At 52.2% G+C, this 26,295-nt stretch carries 22 protein-coding genes and 3 pseudogenes; 17 read left to right on the top strand and 8 right to left on the bottom strand.

The features are described from left to right. Positions 1-79 precede the first annotated feature (79 nt). Positions 80-232 (bottom strand): annotated as a pseudogene (locus A7090_RS07020) (transposase); the annotation flags it as partial. A gap of 165 nt (positions 233-397) precedes the next feature. Here A7090_RS07020 and A7090_RS07015 point away from each other — a divergent pair. Both A7090_RS07015 and phrB read left to right on the top strand, forming a co-directional pair. Beyond that, positions 398-907, top strand: a complete 510-nt coding sequence (locus A7090_RS07015; RefSeq protein ID WP_105273473.1) for a YbgA family protein — start codon at positions 398-400, stop codon at positions 905-907. Next, positions 904-2,322, top strand: coding sequence for a deoxyribodipyrimidine photo-lyase (gene phrB, locus A7090_RS07010; protein ID WP_105273472.1), 1,419 nt, complete (start codon positions 904-906; stop codon positions 2,320-2,322). Before A7090_RS07015 ends, phrB begins: the two co-directional genes overlap by 4 nt. Before the next feature lie 133 nt (positions 2,323-2,455). Here phrB and dtpD read toward each other — a convergent pair whose 3' ends face one another. Then, complete coding sequence (gene dtpD, locus A7090_RS07005; protein WP_105273471.1) at positions 2,456-3,937, bottom strand: dipeptide permease DtpD; 1,482 nt, start codon at positions 3,935-3,937, stop codon at positions 2,456-2,458. Between the two features lie 270 nt (positions 3,938-4,207). Between dtpD and ybgI the strand changes: the two genes are divergently transcribed. The 5 genes from ybgI to nei are packed head-to-tail and all read left to right on the top strand — an operon-like array spanning position 4,208 to position 8,107. After that, entirely contained in the window at positions 4,208-4,951 is a 744-nt protein-coding gene (ybgI, locus tag A7090_RS07000; RefSeq protein WP_105273470.1) for a radiation resistance protein YbgI, read from the top strand. 22 nt (positions 4,952-4,973) lie between these two features. Next, positions 4,974-5,630 carry a 5-oxoprolinase subunit PxpB gene (gene pxpB / locus A7090_RS06995; protein WP_032176082.1) on the top strand — a complete coding sequence of 219 codons (657 nt, stop codon included), beginning with the start codon at positions 4,974-4,976 and terminating at the stop codon, positions 5,628-5,630. Further along, positions 5,624-6,556: a 5-oxoprolinase subunit PxpC gene (pxpC, locus tag A7090_RS06990; RefSeq protein ID WP_105273469.1), complete on the top strand. Its 933-nt coding sequence runs from the start codon at positions 5,624-5,626 to the stop codon at positions 6,554-6,556. The genes pxpB and pxpC overlap by 7 nt, the downstream gene beginning before the upstream one ends. Beyond that, positions 6,546-7,280 carry a 5-oxoprolinase subunit PxpA gene (pxpA, locus tag A7090_RS06985; RefSeq protein ID WP_105273468.1) on the top strand — a complete coding sequence of 245 codons (735 nt, stop codon included), beginning with the start codon at positions 6,546-6,548 and terminating at the stop codon, positions 7,278-7,280. The genes pxpC and pxpA overlap by 11 nt, the downstream gene beginning before the upstream one ends. Before the next feature lie 35 nt (positions 7,281-7,315). Next, on the top strand, positions 7,316-8,107 hold the full coding sequence (nei, locus tag A7090_RS06980; RefSeq protein WP_105273467.1) for an endonuclease VIII: 792 nt from the start codon (positions 7,316-7,318) through the stop codon (positions 8,105-8,107). Here nei and A7090_RS06975 read toward each other — a convergent pair. The 5 genes and pseudogenes from A7090_RS06975 to A7090_RS25735 form a co-directional block, all read right to left on the bottom strand. Beyond that, entirely contained in the window at positions 8,104-9,150 is a 1,047-nt protein-coding gene (locus A7090_RS06975; RefSeq protein WP_105273466.1) for an AbrB family transcriptional regulator, read from the bottom strand. The genes nei and A7090_RS06975 overlap by 4 nt on opposite strands. Before the next feature lie 146 nt (positions 9,151-9,296). Further along, positions 9,297-9,386: pseudogene (locus A7090_RS27225) on the bottom strand (hypothetical protein); the annotation flags it as partial. Continuing rightward, positions 9,372-9,464, bottom strand: a pseudogene (locus A7090_RS27220) (hypothetical protein); the annotation flags it as partial. The pseudogenes A7090_RS27225 and A7090_RS27220, both read right to left, overlap by 15 nt. 222 nt (positions 9,465-9,686) lie before the next feature. Beyond that, positions 9,687-10,970: a citrate synthase gene (gltA, locus tag A7090_RS06970; RefSeq protein ID WP_105273465.1), complete on the bottom strand. Its 1,284-nt coding sequence runs from the start codon at positions 10,968-10,970 to the stop codon at positions 9,687-9,689. 205 nt (positions 10,971-11,175) lie between these two features. Next, entirely contained in the window at positions 11,176-11,283 is a 108-nt protein-coding gene (locus A7090_RS25735) for a hypothetical protein (protein ID WP_123056935.1), read from the bottom strand. A 380-nt stretch (positions 11,284-11,663) separates the two neighbouring features. Between A7090_RS25735 and sdhC the strand changes: the two genes are divergently transcribed. The 8 genes from sdhC (at position 11,664) to sucD (ending at position 21,483) form a co-directional block, all read left to right on the top strand. Beyond that, complete coding sequence (sdhC, locus tag A7090_RS06960; RefSeq protein ID WP_000263347.1) at positions 11,664-12,068, top strand: succinate dehydrogenase cytochrome b556 subunit; 405 nt, start codon at positions 11,664-11,666, stop codon at positions 12,066-12,068. Continuing rightward, positions 12,062-12,409, top strand: a complete 348-nt coding sequence (sdhD, locus tag A7090_RS06955) for a succinate dehydrogenase membrane anchor subunit (RefSeq protein WP_105273463.1) — start codon at positions 12,062-12,064, stop codon at positions 12,407-12,409. Before sdhC ends, sdhD begins: the two co-directional genes overlap by 7 nt. Then, positions 12,409-14,175, top strand: coding sequence for a succinate dehydrogenase flavoprotein subunit (gene sdhA, locus A7090_RS06950; protein WP_105273462.1), 1,767 nt, complete (start codon positions 12,409-12,411; stop codon positions 14,173-14,175). Before sdhD ends, sdhA begins: the two co-directional genes overlap by 1 nt. A gap of 15 nt (positions 14,176-14,190) precedes the next feature. Continuing rightward, the gene (gene sdhB, locus A7090_RS06945) at positions 14,191-14,907 is read left to right on the top strand and encodes a succinate dehydrogenase iron-sulfur subunit SdhB (protein WP_105273461.1); all 717 of its coding nucleotides are present in this window, start codon (positions 14,191-14,193) and stop codon (positions 14,905-14,907) included. 302 nt (positions 14,908-15,209) lie between these two features. After that, positions 15,210-18,011 carry a 2-oxoglutarate dehydrogenase E1 component gene (sucA, locus tag A7090_RS06940; RefSeq protein ID WP_105273460.1) on the top strand — a complete coding sequence of 934 codons (2,802 nt, stop codon included), beginning with the start codon at positions 15,210-15,212 and terminating at the stop codon, positions 18,009-18,011. A gap of 14 nt (positions 18,012-18,025) precedes the next feature. Then, on the top strand, positions 18,026-19,240 hold the full coding sequence (gene odhB, locus A7090_RS06935; RefSeq protein ID WP_105273459.1) for a 2-oxoglutarate dehydrogenase complex dihydrolipoyllysine-residue succinyltransferase: 1,215 nt from the start codon (positions 18,026-18,028) through the stop codon (positions 19,238-19,240). 207 nt (positions 19,241-19,447) lie between these two features. Beyond that, positions 19,448-20,614, top strand: a complete 1,167-nt coding sequence (gene sucC, locus A7090_RS06930; protein ID WP_001048602.1) for an ADP-forming succinate--CoA ligase subunit beta — start codon at positions 19,448-19,450, stop codon at positions 20,612-20,614. Further along, a complete protein-coding gene (gene sucD, locus A7090_RS06925; protein ID WP_000025458.1) occupies positions 20,614-21,483 on the top strand; it encodes a succinate--CoA ligase subunit alpha in 870 nt (289 codons plus the stop codon). Before sucC ends, sucD begins: the two co-directional genes overlap by 1 nt. A 103-nt stretch (positions 21,484-21,586) precedes the next feature. On the opposite strand, the gene mngR is transcribed toward sucD, so the two are convergent. Next, the gene (gene mngR / locus A7090_RS06920) at positions 21,587-22,309 is read right to left on the bottom strand and encodes a mannosyl-D-glycerate transport/metabolism system transcriptional repressor MngR (protein WP_105273458.1); all 723 of its coding nucleotides are present in this window, start codon (positions 22,307-22,309) and stop codon (positions 21,587-21,589) included. 169 nt (positions 22,310-22,478) lie between these two features. On the opposite strand from mngR, the gene mngA reads away from it, so the two are divergent. Both mngA and A7090_RS06910 read left to right on the top strand, forming a co-directional pair. After that, positions 22,479-24,395, top strand: coding sequence for a PTS 2-O-a-mannosyl-D-glycerate transporter subunit IIABC (gene mngA, locus A7090_RS06915; RefSeq protein WP_198599573.1), 1,917 nt, complete (start codon positions 22,479-22,481; stop codon positions 24,393-24,395). Between the two features lie 17 nt (positions 24,396-24,412). Continuing rightward, on the top strand, positions 24,413-26,295 hold a 1,883-nt coding region (locus A7090_RS06910), incomplete at its 3' end, for a glycoside hydrolase family 38 N-terminal domain-containing protein (RefSeq protein ID WP_105273456.1).

Here is a 26,295-nt window from a genome sequence, read left to right as displayed (position 1 = left end):
GTGAGATGAGTAAACCCGAACCTGTGTTGAAGCGTCGTTAGTCCTAAGTGACATCAGAACCGGAGGTTTGGTGATACCGCCAGAACTTCGCACCTTCATTTTCGGCCAGCCACATCCCCGGCAGTTCTTTCTGACCTTCGATATTGATGCTCAGTGCCAGGAGCCTCGATTTGTTGATGACGCGACTGTCCTGCCGAACTTTCAGGATGATACAGTTAAGATAAACAATAGGTCGGTTTCTGGATTGAACATATCAAAATCAGGCAATTACACAAATTTATGTACAGGCTTGCGGGGGGCGGGCTTTCGTAATCTTGCCCTACTACGACAGGATTAACTTCACAAATATCATTTCCCAACGTCTACACTTACTCCTGTAAACCGTTCAGGAGCAGTAATGAATCAGCAACGATTTGATGACAGCACTCTAATCCGTATCTTCGCGCTTTATGAGTTACATCGACTGAAAGAACATAGCTTAACGCGCGCGGCGCTTCTCGATTATCACAGCCGCTATAAACTCGTCTTTCTGGCTCATTCCCAGCCAGAGTACCGCAAACTTGGCCCATTTGTGGCAGATATTCACCAGTGGCAAAATCTGGATGATTTTTACAACCAGTACTGCCAACGCGTAATTGTTTTGCTTTCTCACCCCGCTAACCCGCGCGATCACACTAACGTTTTGATGCACGTTCAGGGTTATTTTCGTCCGTATATTGATTCCACAGAACGTCAGCAGCTGGCTGCGCTTATCGATAGTTATCGCCGTGGCGAGCAACCACTTCTTGCGCCGCTGATGCATATCAAACACTATATGGCGCTTTATCCTAACTCCTGGCTTTCAGGGCAGCGTTATTTCGAACTTTGGCCGCGAGTGATTAACTTGCGCCATTCAGGAGTTTTATGACTACCCATTTGGTCTGGTTTCGCCAGGATTTACGTCTGCATGATAATCTCGCGCTGGCTGCCGCCTGTCACAATTCGTCTGCACGCGTACTGGCGTTGTATATCGCTACACCACGCCAGTGGGCGACGCATAACATGTCGCCGCGTCAGGCTGAACTTATCAATGCTCAACTCAATGGGCTACGAATAGCGCTGGCAGAAAAAGGTATTCCTTTATTGTTCCGTGAAGTGGATGACTTTGCTGTCAGTGTCGAAACAGTTAAACAGGTGTGTGCGGAAAATCGTGTTACCCATCTGTTTTATAACTATCAGTATGAGGTGAATGAGCGAGCGCGGGATGTGCAGGTTGAGAGAACGCTGCGTAACGTGGTGTGTGAAGGATTTAATGACAGCGTGATCCTGCCGCCTGGCGCGGTGATTACCGGCAATCACGAGATGTACAAAGTCTTTACGCCTTTTAAGAATGCCTGGCTGAAACGGCTGCGGGAAGGGATGCCGGAGTGCGTCTCTGCACCAAAAGTTCGTCGTAGTGGATCGATAGCGTCCCCGCCATCCATTACGCTGAATTATCCTCGTCAGTCTTTCGATACTGTGCATTTCCCGGTGGAAGAAAAAGCAGTGATTGCGCAATTACGCCAGTTTTGCCAGAACGGTGCAGGGCAGTATGAGCAACAGCGTGACTTTCCGGCAGTGGAGGGCACCAGCCGTTTGTCTGCAAGCCTTGCAACGGGCGGGTTATCGCCTCGCCAGTGTTTACATCGCCTGTTGGCAGAACAGCCGCAGGCGCTGGAAGGCGGGGCCGGTAGCGTCTGGCTTAATGAGCTGATATGGCGCGAGTTCTACCGTCATCTGATGACGTATCACCCGTCGTTGTGTAAACATCACCCCTTTATTGCCTGGACCGACCGCGTGCAATGGCAGAGCAATCCCGCGCATTTAAAGGCCTGGCAGGAAGGAAAAACGGGATACCCTATTGTTGATGCCGCTATGCGTCAGCTTAACAGCACTGGCTGGATGCATAATCGTCTGCGGATGATCACAGCCAGTTTTCTGGTGAAAGATTTATTGATCGACTGGCGCGAAGGGGAGCGGTTTTTCATGTCGCAGTTGATTGATGGTGATTTGGCAGCCAATAACGGTGGCTGGCAGTGGGCGGCCTCCACAGGAACCGATGCTGCGCCGTATTTCCGTATTTTCAACCCGACAACTCAGGGCGAAAAATTTGATTGCGAGGGCGAGTTTATCCACCAGTGGCTACCGGAGCTGCGCGATGTGCCGGGAAAATTGGTGCATCAGCCGTGGAAATGGGCAGAGAAAGCAGGTGTGACGCTGGATTATCCGCAACCGATTGTCGATCACAAAGAAGCGAGAGTGCGAACGTTAGCTGCGTATGAGGCGGCGAGGAAGGGAAAATAACAGACGCGTCAGGCAATCGTGCCCGGATGCCGGATGCGGCATGAACGCCTTATCCGGCCTACCAATACATTGCAGGGCTATCCAGGCCTGATAAGACGCGTTAAGCGTCGCATCAGGCATCGGTGTTGGCGTATTAAGACTCCAGCGCCAGCGCGCGGTTTCTGAATTTCAGCGCCTGATACAGCCAAATCATCAGAACCAGTCCTACACACACCAGTGCGCCCCAGGTTATTTGATCAAACACTTCAATATATGCATTGATGGAGTAGTTGATCGCCCCGGAAGCATCAAACGAAGCTTGCGATGTCTGATCGGCAATCACGCCCGCCAGATAGTTCGCAATCGCGCCGGAAAGCAGCATATAAATGCCGGTTAATACACCGGTCACGCCGGGGATTTCAATACGCGTAATCTGCGACATGGCAACCGGGTCGATAAACAGTTCGGCAAAGCCCATCACCGCCAGCCCTAACACCATCAGTGGCAGTGAAGAGTGACCATACATTGCGGACCAGCGGGCGCTCAAGGTCAGAATACAGAATCCGGCGCTCATCAGGCCGAGACCAAGAGCAAATTTGCCCCAGATGCGCACGGTACGATTACCTGCAACGCTCTCTTTAACCACCCACGCCAGGAACACACCGCACAGCATGACCGCGAAGGCATTAATCGACTGAAACATAGCGGTCGGAACGGTATAACCAAACATATCGCGGTTAACGAAGCGGTCGATATAAAGGCTAATCGAGCTACCCCCCTGTTGTGCGAAGGCCCAGAACAACATGCTGAAGAAGGTGAGTGTCACAATCAGCCCCAGTTCCTTACGCTGTTTCTGGTTTTCTGCTTTGCGATAAATTTTTGCCAGTACACCCAGGCCAATAATAGTCGCGACAATTAAGGCGTATACCGACCACTCTTTCCAGAACAACACGGTAATCAGCGCAGGCGTGGCTACCAACAGAACCAGCAGCCATCCCCAGTTTGGCAGGAGAAAGTTTGTCGCGCGCAGTACCTTTTTGTTAACGCCGCGGGTATGTGTGAAATGACGATTGCCACATAAGAAAATGACCAGCCCCGCGATCATGCCAACCGCCGCCAGGCCAAAGCCCATCGCCCAACTGTACTCTTCCTGGGCGTAGCCACAGGCGATAGGTGCGATAATAGACCCCACGTTACCCGCCGCATACATCAGTGAGAAGCCGCCATCACGACGTGGATCGGTTGGCTCATACAGCTCGCCGAGCAGGCAACTGACGTTGGATTTAAACAGACCGTAGCCGCAAACAATAATCGCCAGGGACAGATAGAGGAATGACGGGTGGATCTCACTGGCGCCCAGCACCACATGTCCGATCGCCATCAACAACGCCCCCAGCATCACCGCCATGCGGTTGCCGAGCACTTTATCAGCCAAAAAGCCACCGAGGATTGGCGTGACATACACCAACGAACAGTAGGCGCTAAATAACTCGTAGGCGTGAGTATCGTTGTATTTCAGTTGATTGGTGAGATAGAGAATCAGCAGGGCACGCATGCCGTAAAAGCTAAAATATTCCCAGATTTGTAGCGCGACAACGTAGTAGATAGCGCGCGGCTGTGATGCGTGTTTATTCATGATAATTCCACAGTTGGATGCGACGCCACGTAATAAAAGCGTGGTGTGCGTGTGTTTCCTTAAAGTTAAAACCTTGATACAGATCTGATTATTTATGCAATATGCTGTCTGTTTGCATAAATATACATGAACTGTGGTGTGGTGAGATAAACAATTTGCGCCTTTTGGCGTCGGGTTTGTTTCTTAATATGTCAAAAGATTGGCTATCGACGAACAGGCGAGGTAACGCTATGTTAACGGTGTAGCTATCAGAATACGGAAGGCGCGAAGATGAAAAACACCGAACTGGAACAACTGATTAACGAGAAACTGAACAGCGCGGCGATTAGTGATTACGCGCCGAATGGTTTGCAGGTGGAAGGCAAAGAGACGGTGCAAAAAGTTGTTACCGGTGTCACTGCCAGCCAGGCGCTGCTTGATGAAGCGGTGCGTCTGGGCGCAGATGCGGTCATTGTGCATCATGGCTACTTCTGGAAAGGTGAGTCCCCGGTAATTCGCGGCATGAAGCGTAACCGTTTGAAAACCTTGCTGGCGAATGATATCAACCTGTATGGCTGGCATTTGCCGCTGGACGCACATCCGGAACTGGGCAATAACGCACAGCTGGCGGCGTTACTGGGGATCACGGTCATAGGTGAAATTGAGCCGTTGGTGCCATGGGGCGAACTGACCCTGCCTGTGCCGGGGCTGGAACTGGCTTCCTGGATTGAAGCGCGTCTGGGACGCAAGCCGCTGTGGTGTGGCGATACCGGGCCTGAGGTGGTGCAGCGCGTCGCATGGTGCACGGGCGGCGGGCAAAGTTTTATCGATAGCGCCGCGCGTTTTGGCGTGGATGCATTTATTACTGGTGAGGTTTCTGAACAGACCATTCATTCAGCCCGCGAGCAGGGATTGCATTTTTATGCTGCCGGTCACCATGCCACTGAACGCGGTGGTATTCGCGCATTGAGCGAGTGGCTGAATGAAAATACCGATCTTGATGTGACCTTTATTGATATTCCTAATCCTGCATAACGAATAATCAGAGGGTGCGAAAGTGCAACGAGCGCGTTGTTATCTGATAGGTGAAACGGCGGTAGTGCTGGAACTGGAACCGCCGGTGACGTTGGCTAGTCAGAAACGGATCTGGCGACTGGCGCAGCGTCTGGTGGATATGCCAAATGTGGTGGAAGCCATTCCCGGCATGAACAATATCACGGTGATTTTGCGTAACCCTGAATCGCTGGCGCTGGATGCCATAGAGCGCTTGCAACGCTGGTGGGAGGAGAGCGAGGCGCTGGAACCAGAGTCTCGCTTTATTGAAATTCCGGTGGTTTACGGTGGCGCAGGTGGACCGGATTTATCGGTCGTCGCGGCGCATTGTGGGTTGAGCGAAAAACAGGTTGTTGAATTGCACTCATCCGTAGAATACGTGGTCTGGTTTTTAGGTTTTCAACCGGGCTTCCCGTATCTCGGGAGTTTGCCGGAACAACTACACACACCACGGCGCGCTGAACCGCGCTTGCTCGTTCCTGCGGGGTCTGTTGGGATCGGCGGGCCGCAGACGGGTGTTTATCCGCTGGCAACGCCGGGTGGTTGGCAGTTGATTGGTCATACCTCACTCAGCCTTTTTGATCCGGCGCGTGACGAACCCATCTTATTACGTCCGGGAGACAGCGTGCGCTTTGTGCCGCAGAAGGAGGGAGTATGCTGAAGATTATTCGTGCGGGCATGTATACCACGGTGCAGGATGGCGGTCGTCACGGTTTTCGCCAGTCGGGTATCAGCCACTGCGTCGCACTGGATAAACCTGCGCTCTGCATTGCTAACCTGCTGGTGGGTAATGATGCCAATGCCCCCGCGCTGGAGATTACGCTCGGTCAGTTAACGGTTGAGTTCGAAACAGATGGTTGGTTTGCCCTGACGGGGGCAGGTTGCGAAGCGCGGCTGGATGATAACGCCGTCTGGACCGGCTGGCGCTTGCCGATGAAAGCAGGCCAGCGTTTAACGCTTAAACGTCCGCAGCACGGGATGCGCAGTTATCTGGCGGTCGCGGGCGGTATTGATGTTCCACTGGTAATGGGGTCATACAGTACCGATCTCAACGTGGGGATTGGCGGGCTGGAAGGCCGTTTACTGAAGGAGGGTGACCGACTCCCGATTGGCAAAGCGAAGCGTAGTTTTATGGAAGCACAGGGCGTTAAACAGCTGCTGTGGGGCAACCGCATTCGCGCCCTGCCGGGGCCGGAATATCATGAGTTCGATCGCGCCTCGCAGGATGCATTCTGGCGTTCGCCCTGGCAGCTTAGCCCGCAAAGTAACCGCATGGGCTATCGCTTACAAGGTCAAATTTTAAAACGCACCACCGATCGCGAACTGTTATCTCACGGTTTGCTGCCGGGAGTGGTGCAGGTGCCGCATAACGGGCAGCCTATTGTGTTGATGAACGACGCGCAAACCACCGGTGGTTACCCGCGTATTGCCTGCATCATTGAGGCTGATATGTACCATCTGGCGCAAATTCCGCTCGGTCAGCCGATTCATTTTGTCCAGTGTTCACTGGCAGATGCACTGAAAGCGCGGCAAGATCAGCAACGTTATTTCGAACAATTAGCGTGGCGGCTGCACAATGATAATTGACCTGAACGCCGATCTGGGCGAAGGCTGCGCCAGCGATGCAGAGCTATTAACGCTGGTTTCCTCTGCCAATATTGCCTGTGGATTTCATGCAGGCGATGCACAAACCATGCAGGCTTGCGTGCGTGAAGCAATAAAAAATGGTGTCGCGATTGGTGCTCACCCGAGTTTTCCCGACAGGGAAAATTTTGGCCGTAGCGCCATGCAGCTGCCGCCAGAAACCGTTTACGCCCAGACGCTGTATCAAATTGGCGCGCTGGCTGCGATTACCTGTGCGCAAGGCGGCGTAATGCGTCATGTCAAACCGCACGGCATGTTATACAACCAGGCGGCGAAAGAGAAACAACTGGCAGACGCCATCGCCAGAGCGGTATACGCTTGCGATCCGGCGTTGATTCTCGTTGGGCTGGCGGGAAGCGAGCTGATTCGTGCAGGCAAGCGATATGGTCTGATAACGCGCGAGGAAGTGTTTGCCGATCGCGGTTATCAGGCTGACGGCTCGCTGGTGCCGCGAAGCCATCCTGGTGCGTTGATTGAAAACGAAGAACAGGCGCTGGCGCAAACGTTGGAGATGGTGCAACACGGCAGAGTCAAAAGTATTACCGGTGAATGGGCAGCGGTCACGGCGCAAACGGTCTGCTTGCATGGCGACGGCGAGCACGCACTGGCGTTCGCCCGCCGCTTACGAACTGCATTTGCCGAAAAGGGGATTGTTGTTGCAGCATAATCCCGCTGAATAAAAAATGAAAAAAGGATATCACCATGCCTGAAGGCCCGGAGATCCGCCGTGCAGCGGATAACCTGGAGGCGGCGATCAAAGGCAAACCCCTGACGGATGTCTGGTTTGCTTTCCCGCAGTTAAAACCTTATCAATCACAACTTATCGGTCAACGCGTTAGCCATGTGGAAACGCGTGGTAAAGCGTTGTTAACTCATTTTTCCAACGGCTTAACACTCTATAGTCATAATCAGCTTTACGGCGTCTGGCGCGTGGTTGATACCGGCGAAGAGCCGCAGACCAAGCGAGTACTGCGGGTAAAACTGCAAACGGCTGACAAAACCATTCTGCTTTATAGCGCCTCGGATATTGAGATGTTGACACCGGAACAACTGACCACGCATCCGTTTTTACAACGCGTGGGTCCCGATGTACTGGATCCGAATCTGACGCCGGAGGTGGCAAAGCAGCGGTTATTGTCTCCGCGCTTCCGTAACCGTCAGTTTGCCGGATTACTGCTCGATCAGGAGTTTCTGGCAGGACTTGGCAATTATCTGCGGGTGGAGATCCTCTGGCAGGTTGGGTTGACCGGAAGCCATAAAGCGAAAGATCTTAACGCGGCGCAACTGGATGCACTCGCGTACGCGTTACTGGATATTCCTCGACTTTCTTACGCTACGCGGGGGCAGGTGGATGAGAATAAACATCATGGGGCACTGTTTCGCTTTAAGGTTTTTCATCGTGATGGCGAACAGTGCGAACGCTGTGGTGGCATTATTGAGAAAACCACGTTGTCCTCGCGCCCGTTTTACTGGTGCCCTGGCTGCCAGCACTAGGCCGTACGTTTCGGCGCATAGGTTGAAATAAACCGCGCAATGGCAGGCCCTGTCAGCAAAATACTGAACAGGCGCAGGGTTTGCATCGCCATAATGAGCGCCATATCGGCATTGCTCCCTGCGGCGATGACCGCCACGGTATCAAGCCCGCCGGGGCTGGTGGCGAGATAAGCGGTCATAAAGTCGATATGCATAAACTGGGTCAGTCCCCACGCCATACCTGCACAAATAGCCAGCAGAGCAAAAATCGACAGCAGGATTTGTGGCAGTGGCCGCAATGCCCGCAGTAAGATTTGCTTATCGAAACCGAGACCAATTCGCCAGCCAATCGCCATATAGGCCATTGCCAGCAGCCATTCCGGGAGTTCAATCGTGATGAGCTGACCAGACTGGAGCACTGCACCTGCCAGCATCGGGATAAGCATCGTACCGGAAGGAAGACGTAGTAGGCGTCCCGCCGTACCGGCAACGACCGCGAGCAAAATCGTAAGCAGGAGATTAATACTCACTGGCGGGAACCAGATGATCTGCTGGTTAACCGCTTCAGCGTTATCGCCCAGCATCATCCGCGTAACCAGTACAGCCGCCCCCGCGACGAACAACACTCGCAGATATTGCATAAACGCCACCAGGCGAATATCTGCGCCGTAATCTTGCGCCATAGCGACCATTGCCGCCGCGCCGCCAGGAGAAGAGCCCCATGCACCAGTATTTCCGGGCAGTGAGCTATAACGTACCAATAACCATCCCACAACGGCGCTGGAAAGCAGCGTCACCAGTAAAATCGCTAACACCACCGGCCAGTTGACGGCCAGGGTGGTGAGAATCGAACCTGTGAGGTTTTGTGCAATCATGCAGCCAAGAATGGCCTGCGCGGCGAGAAAAGCGGAGCGGGGGAGTTGCAGAGGCGTTCCGCGCATACTAAAGATGATCCCGGCTATCATCGGCCCAAGTAAGAGCGCTGCCGGGAGATGTAATCCGAGGAAGCCAATAGAAAGGAGAAGTGACAGCACACATAACATTCCCCACTGTAATATTGGCATTCTGCACTCCCTGAATCTTAAAAAGGTGTATCGATACAGCATAAAGAATGCCGGGCAGGGAAAAAATAACGGTAATCAATAAAACCCGGGAAATTGGCAATGATCCGAAGAAGCCTCTTCGGCTGGAAAGGGCAAAAGACTAAATGAGTTGTCGTTATTTTAAATTGCTGCAACATCGTATGGCGACGAATATTCAGTACGCGGATATTTTGCAGACCGGTAATGTGATATTTCAGCGGAGTAATAGGCTGACCGAAGGAGAGGCTGATGGTTTGCTTTTCATCCTGCGCGTCGGCGTCATTGTATTTGTGCCCGATTACAGTTTTTTGTCGATGACATAACTAACGAACAAAAAAGCCCGCCAGATGTTCAGGCGGGCTAAACGGATATACGGTTTATACTCGTCATACTTCAAGTTGCATGTGCTGCGACTGCGTTCGCTCACCCCAGTCACTTACTTATGTAAGCTCCTGGGGATTCACTCGCTTGCCGCCTTCCTGCAACTCGAATTATTTAGAGTATAAATCAGACAATAATTAATGTTTAACATCTGATTTAAAGTCACGTTTTTCATAGCCGGTATACAGCTGACGCGGACGGGCGATCTTCATGCCCTCACTGTGCATTTCGCTCCAGTGCGCGATCCAGCCGACAGTACGGGCCATGGCGAAGATGACTGTGAACATGGAAGATGGAATACCCATCGCTTTCAGGATGATACCAGAGTAGAAATCGACGTTCGGGTACAGTTTCTTCTCGATAAAGTACGGGTCGTTCAGCGCGATATTTTCCAGCTCCATAGCCACTTCCAGCAGGTCATCTTTCGTGCCCAGCTCTTTCAGGACTTCGTGACAGGTTTCACGCATTACGGTGGCGCGCGGGTCGTAATTTTTGTACACGCGGTGACCGAAGCCCATCAGACGGAAAGAGTCATTCTTGTCTTTCGCTCGACGAACAAATTCCGGAATGTGTTTAACAGAGCTGATTTCTACCAGCATTTTCAGCGCGGCTTCGTTAGCACCACCGTGCGCCGGTCCCCACAGTGAAGCAATACCTGCTGCGATACAGGCAAACGGGTTCGCACCCGAAGAGCCAGCGGTACGTACGGTGGAGGTAGAGGCGTTCTGTTCATGATCAGCGTGCAGGATCAGAATACGGTCCATAGCACGTTCCAGAATCGGATTAACTTCATACGGTTCGCACGGCGTGGAGAACATCATATTCAGGAAGTTACCGGCGTAGGAGAGATCATTACGCGGGTAAACAAATGGCTGACCAATGGAATACTTGTAACACATCGCGGCCATGGTCGGCATTTTTGACAGCAGGCGGAACGCGGCAATTTCACGATGACGAGGATTGTTAACATCCAGCGAGTCGTGATAGAACGCCGCCAGCGCACCGGTAATACCGCACATGACTGCCATTGGATGTGAGTCGCGACGGAAGGCGTGGAACAGACGGGTAATCTGCTCGTGGATCATGGTATGACGGGTCACCGTAGTTTTAAATTCGTCATACTGTTCCTGAGTCGGTTTTTCACCATTTAGCAGGATGTAACAAACTTCCAGGTAGTTAGAGTCTCTCGCCAGCTGATCGATCGGGAAACCGCGGTGCAGCAAAATACCTTCATCACCATCAATAAAAGTAATTTTAGATTCGCAGGATGCGGTTGAAGTGAAGCCAGGGTCAAAGGTGAACACACCTTTTGAACCGAGAGTACGGATATCAATAACATCTTGACCCAGCGTGCCTTTCAGCACATCCAGTTCAACAGCTGTGTCCCCGTTGAGGGTGAGTTTTGCTTTAGTATCAGCCATTTAAGGTCTCCTTAGCGCCTTATTGCGTAAGACTGCCGGAACTTAAATTTGCCTTCGCACATCAACCTGGCTTTACCCGTTTGTTATTTGGCTCACCGCTCTGCGAAAGAGGGGAAAACCTGGGTACAGAGCTCTGGGCGCTTGCAGGTAAAGGATCCATTGATGACGAATAAATGGCGAATCAAGTACTTAGCAATCCGAATTATTAAACTTGTCTACCACTAATAACTGTCCTGAATAAATTGGTCAATACTTCCACACAGTTACATAAGTTAATATTAGGTGAAATAGTGACTCCATAACTTTTACGCATTATATGCTTTTCCTGGTGATGTTTGTAACAACTTTGTTTAATTATTGTCAAATTAGATGATTAAAAATTAAATTAATGTTGTTATCGTGACCCAGATCACTGTTCTGTATAAAACCAGACAAACTATATGTAGGTTAATTGTAATGATTTTGTGAACGGCCTATACTGCCGCCAGGTCTCCGGAACACCCTGCCATCCCGAGCCACCCAGCGTTGTAACGTGTCGTTTTCGCATCTGGAAGCAGTGTTTTGCATGACGCGCAGTTATAGAAAGGACGCTGTCTGACCCGCAAGCAGACCGGAGGAAGGAAATCCCGACGTCTCCTGGTAACAGAAAGCTAACCTCTGTGCCCGTAGTCCCCAGGGAATAATAAGAACAGCATGTGGGCGTTATTCATGATAAGAAATGTGAAAAAACAAAGACCTGTTAATCTGGACCTACAGACCATCCGGTTCCCCATCACGGCGATAGCGTCCATTCTCCATCGCGTTTCCGGTGTGATCACCTTTGTTGCAGTGGGTATCCTGCTGTGGCTTCTGGGTACCAGCCTCTCTTCCCCTGAAGGTTTCGAGCAAGCTTCCGCGATTATGGGCAGCTTCTTCGTCAAATTTATCATGTGGGGCATCCTTACCGCTCTGGCGTATCACGTCGTCGTAGGTATTCGCCACATGATGATGGATTTTGGCTATCTGGAAGAAACATTCGAAGCGGGTAAACGCTCTGCCAAAATCTCCTTTGTTATTACTGTCGTGCTTTCACTTCTCGCAGGAGTCCTCGTATGGTAAGCAACGCCTCCGCATTAGGACGCAATGGCGTACATGATTTCATCCTCGTTCGCGCTACCGCTATCGTCCTGACGCTTTACATCATTTATATGGTCGGTTTTTTCGCTACCAGTGGCGAGCTGACATATGAAGTCTGGATCGATTTCTTCGCCTCTGCGTTCACCAAAGTGTTCACCCTGCTGGCGCTGTTTTCTATCTTGATCCATGCCTGGATTGGCATGTGGCAGGTGTTGACCGACTACGTTAAACCGCTGGCTTTGCGCCTGATGCTGCAACTGGTGATTGTCGTTGCACTGGGGGGTTACGTGATTTATGGACTCGTTGTGGTGTGGGGTGTGTGATGAAATTGCCAGTCAGAGAATTTGATGCAGTTGTGATTGGTGCCGGTGGTGCAGGTATGCGCGCGGCGCTGCAAATTTCCCAGAGCGGCCAGACCTGTGCGCTGCTCTCTAAAGTCTTCCCGACCCGTTCCCATACCGTTTCTGCGCAGGGCGGCATTACCGTTGCGCTGGGTAATTCCCATGAAGATAACTGGGAATGGCATATGTACGACACCGTAAAAGGGTCGGACTATATCGGTGACCAGGACGCGATTGAATATATGTGTAAAACCGGGCCGGAAGCGATTCTGGAACTGGAACACATGGGCTTGCCGTTCTCTCGCCTTGATGATGGTCGTATCTATCAACGTCCGTTTGGTGGTCAGTCGAAAAATTTCGGCGGCGAGCAAGCGGCGCGTACTGCGGCAGCGGCTGACCGTACCGGTCACGCCCTGCTGCACACGCTCTATCAACAGAATTTGAAAAACCATACCACTATTTTTTCCGAGTGGTATGCGCTGGACCTGGTGAAAAACGCCGATGGCGCCATCGTCGGTTGTACTGCGCTGTGCATTGAAACCGGTGAAGTGGTTTACTTTAAAGCTCGCGCTACCGTGCTGGCGACCGGCGGCGCAGGCCGTATTTATCAGTCTACTACTAACGCTCATATCAATACCGGTGACGGCGTGGGTATGGCGATTCGTGCCGGTGTCCCGGTGCAGGATATGGAAATGTGGCAGTTCCACCCGACCGGCATTGCAGGTGCGGGCGTACTGGTCACCGAAGGTTGCCGCGGTGAAGGTGGTTACCTGTTGAACAAACATGGCGAACGCTTTATGGAGCGTTATGCGCCGAACGCCAAAGATCTGGCGGGCCGTGACGTGGTGGCGCGCTCCATCATGATCGAAATTCGTGAAGGTCGCGGCTGTGATGGTCCGTGGGGGCCACACGCAAAACTGAAACTTGACCACCTGGGTAAAGAAGTTCTCGAATCCCGCCTGCCGGGTATCCTTGAACTCTCCCGTACCTTCGCTCACGTCGATCCGGTGAAAGAGCCGATTCCGGTTATCCCAACCTGTCACTACATGATGGGCGGTATTCCGACCAAAGTGACCGGTCAGGCGTTGACGGTGAACGAGAAAGGCGAAGATGTGGTTGTTCCGGGGCTGTTTGCCGTTGGTGAAATCGCGTGTGTATCGGTACACGGCGCTAACCGTCTGGGTGGCAACTCGCTGCTGGACCTGGTGGTCTTTGGTCGCGCAGCTGGCCTGCATCTGCAAGAGTCTATCGCCGAGCAGGGCGCACTGCGCGATGCCAGCGAGTCTGATGTTGAAGCGTCTCTGGATCGTCTGAATCGCTGGAACAACAACCGTAACGGTGAAGATCCGGTGGCGATTCGTAAAGCACTACAAGAATGTATGCAGCATAACTTCTCGGTCTTCCGTGAAGGTGATGCGATGGCGAAAGGGCTTGAGCAGTTGAAAGTGATCCGCGAGCGCTTGAAAAATGCCCGTCTGGATGACACCTCAAGTGAGTTCAACACTCAGCGCGTTGAATGCCTGGAACTGGATAACCTGATGGAAACGGCGTATGCAACGGCTGTTTCTGCCAACTTCCGTACCGAAAGCCGTGGCGCGCATAGCCGCTTCGATTTCCCGGATCGTGATGATGAAAACTGGCTGTGCCACTCCCTGTATCTGCCTGAGTCGGAATCCATGACGCGCCGAAGCGTCAACATGGAACCGAAACTGCGCCCGGCATTCCCGCCGAAGATTCGTACTTACTAATGCGGAGACAGGAAAATGAGACTCGAGTTTTCAATTTATCGCTATAACCCGGATGTTGATGATGCTCCGCGTATGCAGGATTACACCCTGGAAGCGGAAGAAGGTCGCGACATGATGCTGCTGGATGCGCTTATCCAGTTGAAAGAGAAAGATCCCAGCCTGTCGTTCCGTCGCTCCTGTCGTGAAGGTGTGTGCGGTTCCGACGGTCTGAACATGAACGGCAAGAATGGTCTGGCCTGTATTACCCCGATTTCGGTACTCAACCAGCCGGGCAAGAAGATTGTGATTCGCCCGCTGCCTGGTTTACCGGTGATCCGCGATTTGGTGGTAGACATGGGACAATTCTATGCGCAATATGAGAAAATTAAGCCTTACCTGTTGAATAATGGACAAAATCCGCCAGCTCGCGAGCATTTACAGACGCCAGAGCAGCGTGAAAAACTCGACGGGTTGTATGAATGTATTCTCTGCGCATGTTGTTCAACCTCTTGTCCGTCTTTCTGGTGGAATCCCGATAAGTTTATCGGCCCGGCAGGCTTGTTAGCGGCATATCGTTTCCTGATCGATAGCCGTGATACCGAGACTGACAGCCGCCTCGACGGTTTGAGCGATGCATTCAGTGTATTCCGCTGTCACAGCATCATGAACTGCGTCAGTGTCTGTCCGAAAGGGCTAAACCCGACGCGCGCCATCGGCCATATCAAGTCGATGTTGTTGCAGCGTAATGCGTAAACCCAGGCCTGATAAAACGCACAAGCGTCGCATCAGGCAACCAGTGCCGGATGCGGTGTGAACACCTTATCCGGCCTACAAGTCATTACTCGTAGGCCGGATAAGCGCAGCGCATCAGGCGTAACAAAGAAATGCAGGAAATCTTTAAAAACTGCCCCTGACACTAAGACAGTTTTTAAAGGTTCCTTAGCGGACGCAGAAAACACGACAAGTCCGCAACAAGTGAACCCCGGCACGCACATCACTGTGCGTGGTAGTATCCACGGCGAAGTAAGCATACAAAAGATGCTTAAGGGATCACGATGCAGAACAGCGCTTTGAAAGCCTGGTTGGACTCTTCTTACCTCTCTGGCGCAAACCAGAGCTGGATAGAACAGCTCTATGAAGACTTCTTAACCGATCCTGACTCGGTTGACGCTAACTGGCGTTCGACGTTCCAGCAGTTACCTGGTACGGGAGTCAAACCGGATCAATTCCACTCTCAAACGCGTGAATATTTCCGCCGCCTGGCGAAAGACGCTTCACGTTACTCTTCAACGATCTCCGACCCTGACACCAATGTGAAGCAGGTTAAAGTCCTGCAGCTCATTAACGCATACCGCTTCCGTGGTCACCAGCATGCGAATCTCGATCCGCTGGGTCTGTGGCAGCAAGATAAAGTGGCCGATCTGGATCCGTCTTTCCACGACCTGACCGAAGCAGACTTCCAGGAGACCTTCAACGTCGGTTCATTTGCCAGCGGCAAAGAAACCATGAAACTCGGCGAGTTGCTGGAAGCCCTCAAGCAAACCTACTGCGGCCCGATTGGTGCCGAGTACATGCACATTACCAGCACCGAAGAAAAACGCTGGATCCAACAGCGTATCGAGTCTGGTCGCACGACATTCAATAGCGAAGAGAAAAAACGCTTCTTAAGCGAACTGACCGCCGCTGAAGGCCTTGAACGTTACCTCGGCGCAAAATTCCCTGGCGCAAAACGCTTCTCGCTGGAAGGCGGTGACGCGTTAATCCCGATGCTTAAAGAGATGATCCGCCACGCTGGCAACAGCGGCACCCGTGAAGTGGTTCTCGGGATGGCGCACCGTGGTCGTCTGAACGTGCTGGTGAATGTGCTGGGTAAAAAACCGCAAGACTTGTTCGACGAGTTTGCCGGTAAACATAAAGAACACCTTGGCACAGGTGACGTGAAATACCACATGGGCTTCTCGTCTGACTTCCAGACCGATGGTGGCCTGGTGCACCTGGCGCTGGCGTTTAACCCGTCTCACCTTGAGATTGTCAGCCCGGTCGTTATCGGTTCTGTTCGTGCCCGTCTGGACAGACTCGATGAGCCGAGCAGCAACAAGGTGCTGCCAATCACCATCCACGGTGACGCCGCTGTCACCGGGCAGGGCGTGGTTCAGGAAACTCTGAACATGTCGAAAGCGCGTGGTTATGAAGTTGGCGGTACGGTACGTATCGTTATCAACAACCAGGTTGGCTTCACCACCTCTAACCCGCTGGATGCCCGTTCGACGCCGTACTGTACTGATATCGGTAAGATGGTTCAGGCACCGATTTTCCATGTTAACGCGGATGATCCGGAAGCCGTTGCCTTTGTGACCCGTCTGGCGCTCGATTTCCGTAACACCTTTAAACGTGATGTCTTCATCGACCTGGTGTGCTACCGCCGTCACGGCCACAACGAAGCCGACGAGCCGAGCGCAACCCAGCCGCTGATGTATCAGAAAATCAAAAAACATCCGACGCCGCGCAAAATCTACGCTGACAAACTGGAGCAGGAAAACGTCGCGACGCTGGAAGATGCCACTGAGATGGTTAACCTGTACCGCGATGCGCTGGATGCTGGCGATTGCGTAGTGGCAGAGTGGCGTCCGATGAACATGCACTCTTTCACCTGGTCGCCGTACCTCAACCACGAATGGGACGAAGAGTACCCGAACAAAGTTGAGATGAAGCGCTTGCAGGAACTGGCTAAACGTATCAGTACGGTGCCGGAAGCGGTTGAAATGCAGTCTCGCGTTGCCAAAATTTATGGCGATCGTCAGGCAATGGCTGCCGGTGAAAAACTGTTCGACTGGGGCGGCGCGGAAAACCTCGCCTACGCTACGCTGGTTGATGAAGGCATTCCGGTTCGCCTGTCGGGTGAAGACTCCGGTCGCGGTACGTTCTTCCACCGCCACGCGGTGATCCACAACCAGTCCAACGGTTCCACTTATACGCCGCTGCAACATATCCATAATGGCCAGGGGGCGTTCCGCGTCTGGGACTCTGTGCTTTCTGAAGAAGCCGTGCTGGCATTTGAATACGGATATGCCACCGCAGAACCACGCACTCTGACTATCTGGGAAGCGCAGTTCGGTGACTTCGCTAACGGTGCGCAGGTGGTTATCGATCAGTTCATCTCCTCTGGCGAACAGAAATGGGGTCGGATGTGTGGTCTGGTGATGTTGCTGCCACATGGTTACGAAGGGCAGGGGCCGGAGCACTCCTCCGCGCGTCTGGAACGTTATCTGCAACTCTGCGCTGAGCAGAATATGCAGGTTTGCGTACCGTCTACCCCGGCACAGGTTTACCACATGCTGCGTCGTCAGGCGCTGCGCGGGATGCGTCGTCCACTGGTCGTGATGTCGCCGAAATCGCTACTGCGTCACCCGCTGGCGGTTTCCAGCCTCGAAGAACTGGCGAACGGCACCTTCCTGCCAGCCATCGGTGAAATCGACGAGCTTGATCCGAAGGGCGTGAAGCGCGTAGTGATGTGTTCTGGTAAGGTTTATTACGATCTGCTGGAACAACGCCGTAAGAACAATCAACACGATGTCGCCATTGTGCGTATCGAGCAACTCTACCCGTTCCCGCATAAAGCGATGCAGGAAGTGTTGCAGCAGTTTGCTCACGTCAAGGATTTTGTCTGGTGCCAGGAAGAGCCGCTCAACCAGGGCGCATGGTACTGCAGCCAGCATCATTTCCGTGAAGTGATTCCGTTTGGGGCTTCTCTGCGTTATGCAGGCCGCCCGGCCTCTGCCTCTCCGGCGGTAGGGTATATGTCCGTTCACCAGAAACAGCAACAAGATCTGGTTAATGACGCGCTGAACGTCGAATAAATAAAGGATACACAATGAGTAGCGTAGATATTCTGGTCCCAGACCTGCCTGAATCTGTAGCCGATGCCACCGTCGCAACCTGGCATAAAAAACCCGGCGACGTAGTCGTACGTGATGAAGTGCTGGTAGAAATCGAAACTGACAAAGTGGTACTGGAAGTACCGGCATCAGCAGACGGCGTTCTGGATGCAGTTCTGGAAGATGAAGGTACAACCGTAACATCTCGTCAGATCCTCGGTCGCCTGCGTGAAGGCAACAGCGCCGGTAAAGAAACCAGCGCCAAAACTGAAGAGAAAGCGTCCACTCCGGCGCAACGCCAGCAGGCGTCTCTGGAAGAGCAAAACAACGATGCGTTAAGCCCGGTGATCCGCCGCCTGCTGGCTGAACACAACCTCGACGCCAGCGCTATTAAAGGCACTGGTGTCGGTGGTCGTCTGACCCGTGAAGATGTGGAAAAACATCTGGCGAAAGCCCCGGCGAAAGAGTCTGCACCAGCAGCAGCCCCGGCGGCGCAACCGGCCCTGGCTGCACGTAGCGAAAAACGTGTTCCGATGACTCGCCTGCGTAAGCGTGTGGCAGAGCGTCTGCTGGAAGCGAAAAACTCCACCGCCATGCTGACCACGTTCAACGAAGTCAACATGAAGCCGATTATGGATCTGCGTAAGCAGTACGGTGAAGCGTTTGAGAAGCGCCACGGCATCCGTCTGGGCTTTATGTCCTTCTACGTGAAAGCGGTGGTTGAAGCCCTGAAACGTTACCCGGAAGTGAATGCGTCTATCGACGGCGATGATGTGGTTTACCACAACTATTTCGACGTCAGCATGGCGGTTTCTACGCCGCGCGGCTTGGTGACGCCAGTTCTGCGTGATGTCGATACCCTCGGCATGGCAGACATCGAGAAGAAAATTAAAGAGCTGGCAGTTAAAGGCCGTGACGGCAAGCTGACGGTTGAAGATCTGACCGGTGGTAACTTCACCATCACCAACGGTGGTGTGTTCGGTTCCCTGATGTCTACACCTATCATCAACCCGCCACAGAGCGCAATTCTGGGGATGCACGCTATCAAAGATCGGCCGATGGCAGTGAATGGTCAGGTTGAGATCCTGCCGATGATGTACCTGGCGTTGTCCTACGATCACCGTCTGATCGATGGTCGCGAATCCGTGGGCTTCCTGGTAACGATCAAAGAATTACTGGAAGATCCGACGCGTCTGCTGCTGGACGTATAGTAGTTTAAGTTTCACCTGCACTGTAGACCGGATAAATCCGACAACCGATGCCTGATGCGACGCTGACGCGTCTTATCAGGCCTACGGATGATCACAATTTTAGGTCGGATAAGGCGTTCACGCCGCATCCGACAATACCTGAACGCAAGACGTCATATTCGGTCTATGGTTTAAAAGATAACGATTAATGAAGGATGGACAGAACACATGAACTTACATGAATATCAGGCAAAACAACTTTTTGCCCGCTATGGCTTACCAGCACCGGTGGGTTATGCCTGTACTACTCCGCGCGAAGCAGAAGAAGCCGCTTCAAAAATCGGTGCCGGTCCGTGGGTAGTGAAATGTCAGGTTCACGCTGGTGGCCGCGGTAAAGCGGGCGGTGTGAAAGTTGTAAACAGCAAAGAAGACATCCGTGCTTTTGCAGAAAACTGGCTGGGCAAACGTCTGGTAACGTATCAAACAGATGCCAATGGCCAACCGGTTAACCAGATTCTGGTTGAAGCAGCGACCGATATCGCTAAAGAGCTGTATCTTGGTGCCGTTGTAGACCGTAGTTCCCGTCGCGTGGTCTTTATGGCCTCCACTGAAGGCGGCGTAGAAATCGAAAAAGTGGCAGAAGAAACTCCGCACCTGATCCACAAAGTTGCGCTTGATCCGCTGACCGGCCCGATGCCGTATCAGGGACGCGAGCTGGCGTTCAAACTGGGTCTGGAAGGTAAACTGGTTCAGCAGTTCACCAAAATATTCATGGGCCTGGCGACCATTTTCCTGGAGCGCGACCTGGCACTTATCGAAATCAACCCACTGGTTATTACCAAACAGGGTGACTTGATTTGCCTCGACGGCAAACTGGGCGCTGACGGCAACGCACTGTTCCGCCAGCCTGATCTGCGCGAAATGCGTGACCAGTCGCAGGAAGATCCGCGTGAAGCACAGGCTGCACAGTGGGAACTGAACTACGTTGCGCTGGATGGTAACATCGGTTGTATGGTTAACGGCGCAGGTCTGGCGATGGGCACCATGGACATCGTAAAACTGCACGGCGGCGAACCGGCTAACTTCCTTGACGTTGGCGGCGGCGCAACCAAAGAACGTGTAACCGAAGCGTTCAAAATTATCCTCTCTGACGACAAAGTGAAAGCCGTTCTGGTTAACATCTTCGGCGGTATCGTTCGTTGCGATCTGATCGCTGACGGTATCATCGGCGCGGTAGCGGAAGTGGGTGTTAACGTACCGGTCGTGGTACGTCTGGAAGGTAACAACGCCGAACTCGGCGCGAAGAAACTGGCTGACAGCGGCCTGAATATTATTGCAGCAAAAGGTCTGACGGATGCCGCTCAGCAGGTTGTTGCCGCAGTGGAGGGGAAATAATGTCCATTTTAATTGATAAAAACACCAAGGTTATCTGCCAGGGCTTTACCGGTAGCCAGGGGACTTTCCACTCTGAACAGGCCATTGCATACGGCACTAAAATGGTTGGCGGCGTAACCCCAGGTAAAGGCGGTACTACCCATCTCGGCCTGCCGGTATTCAACACTGTGCGTGAAGCTGTTGCTGCTACTGGCGCTACTGCTTCTGTTATCTACGTACCGGCTCCGTTTTGCAAAGACTCTATTCTGGAAGCTATCGATGCCGGCATCAAACTGATTATCACCATCACTGAAGGCATCCCGACGCTGGATATGCTGACCGTGAAAGTGAAACTGGATGAAGCAGGCGTTCGTATGATCGGCCCGAACTGTCCGGGTGTTATCACCCCGGGTGAGTGCAAAATCGGTATTCAGCCTGGTCACATTCACAAACCGGGTAAAGTGGGTATCGTTTCCCGTTCCGGTACACTGACCTATGAAGCGGTTAAACAGACCACGGATTACGGTTTCGGTCAGTCGACCTGTGTTGGTATCGGCGGCGACCCGATCCCTGGCTCTAACTTTATCGATATCCTCGAAATGTTCGAAAAAGATCCGCAGACCGAAGCGATTGTGATGATCGGTGAGATCGGCGGTAGCGCCGAAGAAGAAGCCGCGGCGTACATCAAAGAGCACGTTACCAAGCCTGTAGTGGGCTACATCGCTGGTGTGACTGCGCCGAAAGGCAAACGTATGGGTCACGCGGGTGCCATCATTGCCGGTGGTAAAGGGACAGCGGATGAGAAATTCGCTGCTCTGGAAGCCGCAGGCGTGAAAACCGTTCGCAGCCTGGCCGATATCGGTGAAGCACTGAAAACTGTGCTGAAATAAATATCTGTAATAAGAAATAGCCCTCGCCGCTTCCCTCTACAGGAATGGCGAAGGGCTATCGGTTTCGACATGGTTGGCCATCGTATGATGGCCTTTTTTATGCTTATCGCGATAATTTTCGCTGCGCTATCAGGGTAAATTTATAGTCATCGGTATTAAAAGCGTTGCGGCTATATTCAAACCCCCGACCATCAACTAAATATCCACGCGATACTTTTTCAAGAATCGGCTTAGTCTGGCTGATATTAAGCAGACGGCTCATCTCTTCGGTTGGCATCAGAGGAATGATTTCCTGTTCGCTACGATCGATAACCATTTTCTTCACTTCTTCGATAAAGTGATATTTCGAATTTTCCATGACCTGCCAGGTGAGATCCGGGAACAACGCAAGTGGCATCCAGGTTTCTTCCAGCGCCATTGGCTTTTGCTTGCGATAGCGCACGCGCTTCACATGCCACACACGATCCTGCGCGGTGATTTGTAGCTGTTGCTGAAGAAAATCGTCAGCCGGAATCACTTCAAATATCAGGACTTCACTGTGTGTATCGACGTGACGGTCCGACAGTTTTTCATCAAAACTGGTTAACTGAAAAATATCGTAATTGACCCGCTCTTCTTTGACGTAAGTCCCGCTGCCCTGAATGCTTTCGAGGATCTGTTGCTCGACTAACTGGCGCAAAGCCTGACGCACCGTAACCCGGCTGACACCAAACTCTGTTTGTAGCGCTGATTCAGTGGGTAACGCATCGCCAGGTTTAAGCTCGCCACGCGCAATTTGCTCACGAATGCGATCGGCAATCTGTCGATATAAGGGTTTCCGTCCCATGATTTAGCATCTCATCAATACGAATTTAGCCATTATGCCTGATAAATTCATCCTGTAAATAATACAAATACAATACAAATAATTTCAATCAAGTGGAATTGATCACATAATAGTATTATTTTATCGGACACACTGGCGCGACTATAAAAACGATCAAGTGAGGATCATGATGAATCTGACGACTCTGACCCACCGCGATGCGTTGTGTCTGAATGCGCGCTTTACCAGCCGTGAAGAGGCCATCCACGCGTTGACTCAACGTCTTGCTGCTCTGGGGAAAATTTCCAGTCTTGAGCAATTTCTGGAAGAAGTGTATCGCCGTGAAAGCCTTGGCCCGACCGCCTTAGGTGAAGGGTTGGCTGTGCCGCATGGCAAAACTGCTGTGGTAAAAGAAGCGGCGTTTGCGGTCGCCACACTCAGCGAGCCGCTTCAGTGGGAAGGTGTTGATGGCCCGGAAGCGGTTGATTTAGTGGTGTTGCTGGCGATTCCCCCCAATGAAGCGGGTACTACGCATATGCAACTGCTTACCGCGCTGACCACGCGCCTGGCAGATGATGAGATCAGGGGGCGTATACAGTCGGCAACGACGTCTGATGAATTGCTCTCGGCGCTGGATGACAAGGGGGATACGCAACATACTGCCTCTTTTTCCAACGCGCCAACTATTGTCTGCGTAACGGCCTGCCCGGCGGGTATTGCTCACACCTACATGGCTGCGGAATATCTGGAAAAAGCCGGACGCAAACTCGGCGTGAATGTCTTTGTTGAAAAGCAGGGTGCTAATGGCATTGAAGGACGTTTAACAGCGGATCAATTGAATGCCGCCACTGCCTGTATTTTTGCGGCAGAAGTTGCCATTAAGGAGAATGAGCGTTTTAACGGCATTCCCGCGCTTTCTGTGCCTGTTGCCGAGCCGATTCGCCATGCAGAAGCGTTGATTCAACAAGCGCTTACCCTCAAACGTAGCGGTGAGACGCGTACCGTACAGCAAGATACGCAACCGGTGAAAAGTGTCAAAACGGAGCTGAAACAGGCGCTGTTAAGCGGGATCTCTTTTGCAGTGCCGTTGATTGTCGCGGGGGGCACGGTGCTGGCGGTCGCGGTATTACTGTCGCAAATCTTCGGGCTACAAGATCTATTTAATGAAGAAAACTCCTGGTTGTGGATGTACCGCAAACTGGGCGGCGGGATGCTCGGGATTTTGATGGTGCCGGTGCTGGCAGCCTATACCGCCTATTCGCTGGCAGATAAACCGGCGTTAGCGCCGGGCTTTGCGGCTGGACTTGCCGCCAATATGATCGGTTCCGGGTTTCTTGGCGCGGTCGTTGGCGGATTGATAGCCGGTTATCTGATGCGCTGGGTAAAAAATCACTTGCGTCTTAGCAGTAAATTCAATGGATTCCTGACTTTTTATCTCTACCCTGTTCTCGGTACGTTGGGAGCGGGCAGTCTGATGCTGTTTGTGGTGGGAGAACCTGTCGCCTGGATCAATAACTCGCTTACCGCCTGGCTAAACGGTCTGTCAGGAAGTAACGCGCTGTTGCTGGGTGCCATTCTCGGTTTTATGTGTTCCTTTGACCTTGGAGGGCCAGTGAACAAAGCCGCTTATGCATTCTGCCTGGGCGCAATGGCGAACGGCGTTTACGGCCCGTATGCCATTTTCGCCTCCGTCAAAATGGTTTCGGCATTTACCGTAACCGCTTCCACGATGCTCGCACCGCGCCTGTTTAAAGAGTTTGAAATTGAGACCGGGAAATCCACCTGGCTGTTAGGGCTGGCTGGTATTACCGAAGGGGCGATCCCGATGGCGATTGAAGATCCGCTGCGGGTTATTGGTTCGTTTGTGCTGGGCTCTATGGTAACGGGCGCTATCGTCGGCGCGATGAATATCGGCCTTTCGACACCCGGTGCCGGCATTTTCTCGCTCTTTTTACTTCATGATAATGGCGCGGGCGGTGTTATGGCGGCAATTGGCTGGTTTGGTGCGGCATTGGTGGGGGCTGCAATCTCGACTGCAATTCTCCTGATCTGGCGGCGTCACGCGGTTAAGCATGGCAACTATCTGACTGATGGCGTAATGCCATAAACAAAAAGGAAACGACGATGAAAGCGGTATCTCGCGTTCACATCACCCCGCATATGCACTGGGATCGGGAGTGGTATTTCACCACCGAAGAGTCACGCATTCTGCTGGTCAATAATATGGAAGAGATCCTGTGCCGACTGGAACAGGGCAACGAATACAAATATTACGTACTCGACGGGCAAACGGCGATCCTCGAAGATTATTTCGCGGTGAAGCCGGAAAACAAAGACCGCGTGAAGAAACAGGTAGAAGCAGGCAAGTTGATTATCGGCCCCTGGTATACCCAGACCGATACCACGATTGTTTCTGCGGAATCCATCGTCCGTAATCTGATGTACGGAATGCGTGACTGCCTCGCGTTTGGCGAGCCGATGAGAATAGGTTATTTACCAGATTCCTTTGGCATGTCCGCGCAACTGCCACATATCTACAATGGATTTGGCATTACCCGCACCATGTTCTGGCGTGGATGTTCTGAGCGCCACGGTACGGATAAAACCGAGTTTTTGTGGCAAAGCAGTGATGGTAGCGAAGTGACGGCGCAAGTGCTGCCGTTGGGTTATGCCATCGGCAAGTACTTACCTGCGGACGAAGACGGATTACGCAAACGCCTCGACAGTTATTTTGAGGTGCTGGAAAAAGCGTCTGTAACCAAAGAGATTTTGCTGCCGAATGGGCATGATCAGATGCCATTGCAGCAAAATATCTTCAAAGTGATGGAGAAGCTGCGCGAAATTTATCCTCAACGAAAGTTTGTGATGAGCCGCTTTGAAGAGGTATTCGAGCAGATTGAAGCGCAGCGTGAAAGTCTGGCAACCCTGAAAGGTGAATTTATCGATGGCAAATATATGCGCGTGCATCGCACCATCGGTTCCACGCGCATGGATATCAAAATTGCCCACGCGCGTATTGAAAATAAGATTGTTAATCTGCTGGAACCGCTGGCAACGCTGGCCTGGACGTTGGGTTTTGAATACCACCACGGCTTGCTGGAGAAAATGTGGAAAGAAATTTTAAAAAACCACGCCCATGACAGCATCGGCTGCTGCTGTAGTGACAAAGTTCATCGCGAAATCGTCTCCCGCTTCGAACTGGCTGAAGACATGGCGGATAATCTGCTGCGTTTCTACATGCGCAAAATTGCCGATAACATGCCACAGAGTGATGCCGACAAACTCGTGCTGTTTAACCTGATGCCCTGGCCGCGGGAAGAAGTGATCAACACCACTGTGCGGCTGCGCGCCAGCCAGTTTAATCTACGAGACGATCGCGGTCAGCCTGTACCGTATTTTATTCGCCATGCCCGTGAGATCGATCCGGGCCTAATCGATCGGCAAATCGTTCATTACGGTAATTACGATCCCTTTATGGAGTTTGATATTCAGATCAACCAGATTATCCCTTCTATGGGCTATCGCACGCTTTATATCGAAGCGAATCAGCCTGGCAACGTGATTGCGGCAAAAAGTGACGCTGAAGGGATACTGGAAAATGCTTTCTGGCAAATTGCGCTCAATGAGGATGGAACGCTACAACTGGTAGATAAAGACAGCGGTGTGCGCTATGACCGGGTGTTGCAAATTGAAGAAAGCTCTGATGATGGTGATGAATATGACTATTCACCTGCAAAAGAAGAGTGGGTAATTACTTCGGCGAATGTGAAACCGCAATGCGAGATTATTCAAGAGGCCTGGCAGAGTAGGGCTGTTATCCGCTATGAAATGGCGGTGCCGCGTAATCTGCATGAACGCAGCGCAAGACAATCCACTGGCAGAGTAGGGGTGGAGTTGGCTGTCACTCTGAGTGATAACAGCAGGCGCATTGATGTGGATATCAACCTTGTCAACGCCAAGATTATTGGCCGTTTTTCGCCATTTTTAATGTCCGCTATTGGTCATTA

The sequence above is a fragment of the Escherichia sp. MOD1-EC7003 genome (assembly GCF_002965065.1).
GTDB lineage: Bacteria > Pseudomonadota > Gammaproteobacteria > Enterobacterales > Enterobacteriaceae > Escherichia.
This window is presented reverse-complemented; position numbering and strand designations above follow the sequence as displayed.

What these genes read in the sequence shown, in the direction of transcription:
- sucC (WP_001048602.1), top strand. Translation starts at nt 19,448, where the DNA reads ATGAACTTACATGAATATCAGGCAAAACAACTTTTTGCCCGCTATGGC.
- mngR (WP_105273458.1), bottom strand. Translation starts at nt 22,309, where the DNA reads ATGGGACGGAAACCCTTATATCGACAGATTGCCGATCGCATTCGTGAG.
- sucD (WP_000025458.1), top strand. Translation starts at nt 20,614, where the DNA reads ATGTCCATTTTAATTGATAAAAACACCAAGGTTATCTGCCAGGGCTTT.
- odhB (WP_105273459.1), top strand. Translation starts at nt 18,026, where the DNA reads ATGAGTAGCGTAGATATTCTGGTCCCAGACCTGCCTGAATCTGTAGCC.
- mngA (WP_198599573.1), top strand. Translation starts at nt 22,479, where the DNA reads ATGAATCTGACGACTCTGACCCACCGCGATGCGTTGTGTCTGAATGCG.
- ybgI (WP_105273470.1), top strand. Translation starts at nt 4,208, where the DNA reads ATGAAAAACACCGAACTGGAACAACTGATTAACGAGAAACTGAACAGC.
- A7090_RS25735 (WP_123056935.1), bottom strand. Translation starts at nt 11,283, where the DNA reads ATGCGTAAAAGTTATGGAGTCACTATTTCACCTAATATTAACTTATGT.
- A7090_RS07015 (WP_105273473.1), top strand. Translation starts at nt 398, where the DNA reads ATGAATCAGCAACGATTTGATGACAGCACTCTAATCCGTATCTTCGCG.
- phrB (WP_105273472.1), top strand. Translation starts at nt 904, where the DNA reads ATGACTACCCATTTGGTCTGGTTTCGCCAGGATTTACGTCTGCATGAT.
- nei (WP_105273467.1), top strand. Translation starts at nt 7,316, where the DNA reads ATGCCTGAAGGCCCGGAGATCCGCCGTGCAGCGGATAACCTGGAGGCG.
- gltA (WP_105273465.1), bottom strand. Translation starts at nt 10,970, where the DNA reads ATGGCTGATACTAAAGCAAAACTCACCCTCAACGGGGACACAGCTGTT.
- sucA (WP_105273460.1), top strand. Translation starts at nt 15,210, where the DNA reads ATGCAGAACAGCGCTTTGAAAGCCTGGTTGGACTCTTCTTACCTCTCT.
- sdhC (WP_000263347.1), top strand. Translation starts at nt 11,664, where the DNA reads ATGTGGGCGTTATTCATGATAAGAAATGTGAAAAAACAAAGACCTGTT.
- pxpC (WP_105273469.1), top strand. Translation starts at nt 5,624, where the DNA reads ATGCTGAAGATTATTCGTGCGGGCATGTATACCACGGTGCAGGATGGC.
- sdhA (WP_105273462.1), top strand. Translation starts at nt 12,409, where the DNA reads ATGAAATTGCCAGTCAGAGAATTTGATGCAGTTGTGATTGGTGCCGGT.
- sdhD (WP_105273463.1), top strand. Translation starts at nt 12,062, where the DNA reads ATGGTAAGCAACGCCTCCGCATTAGGACGCAATGGCGTACATGATTTC.
- sdhB (WP_105273461.1), top strand. Translation starts at nt 14,191, where the DNA reads ATGAGACTCGAGTTTTCAATTTATCGCTATAACCCGGATGTTGATGAT.
- pxpA (WP_105273468.1), top strand. Translation starts at nt 6,546, where the DNA reads ATGATAATTGACCTGAACGCCGATCTGGGCGAAGGCTGCGCCAGCGAT.
- dtpD (WP_105273471.1), bottom strand. Translation starts at nt 3,937, where the DNA reads ATGAATAAACACGCATCACAGCCGCGCGCTATCTACTACGTTGTCGCG.
- A7090_RS06975 (WP_105273466.1), bottom strand. Translation starts at nt 9,150, where the DNA reads ATGCCAATATTACAGTGGGGAATGTTATGTGTGCTGTCACTTCTCCTT.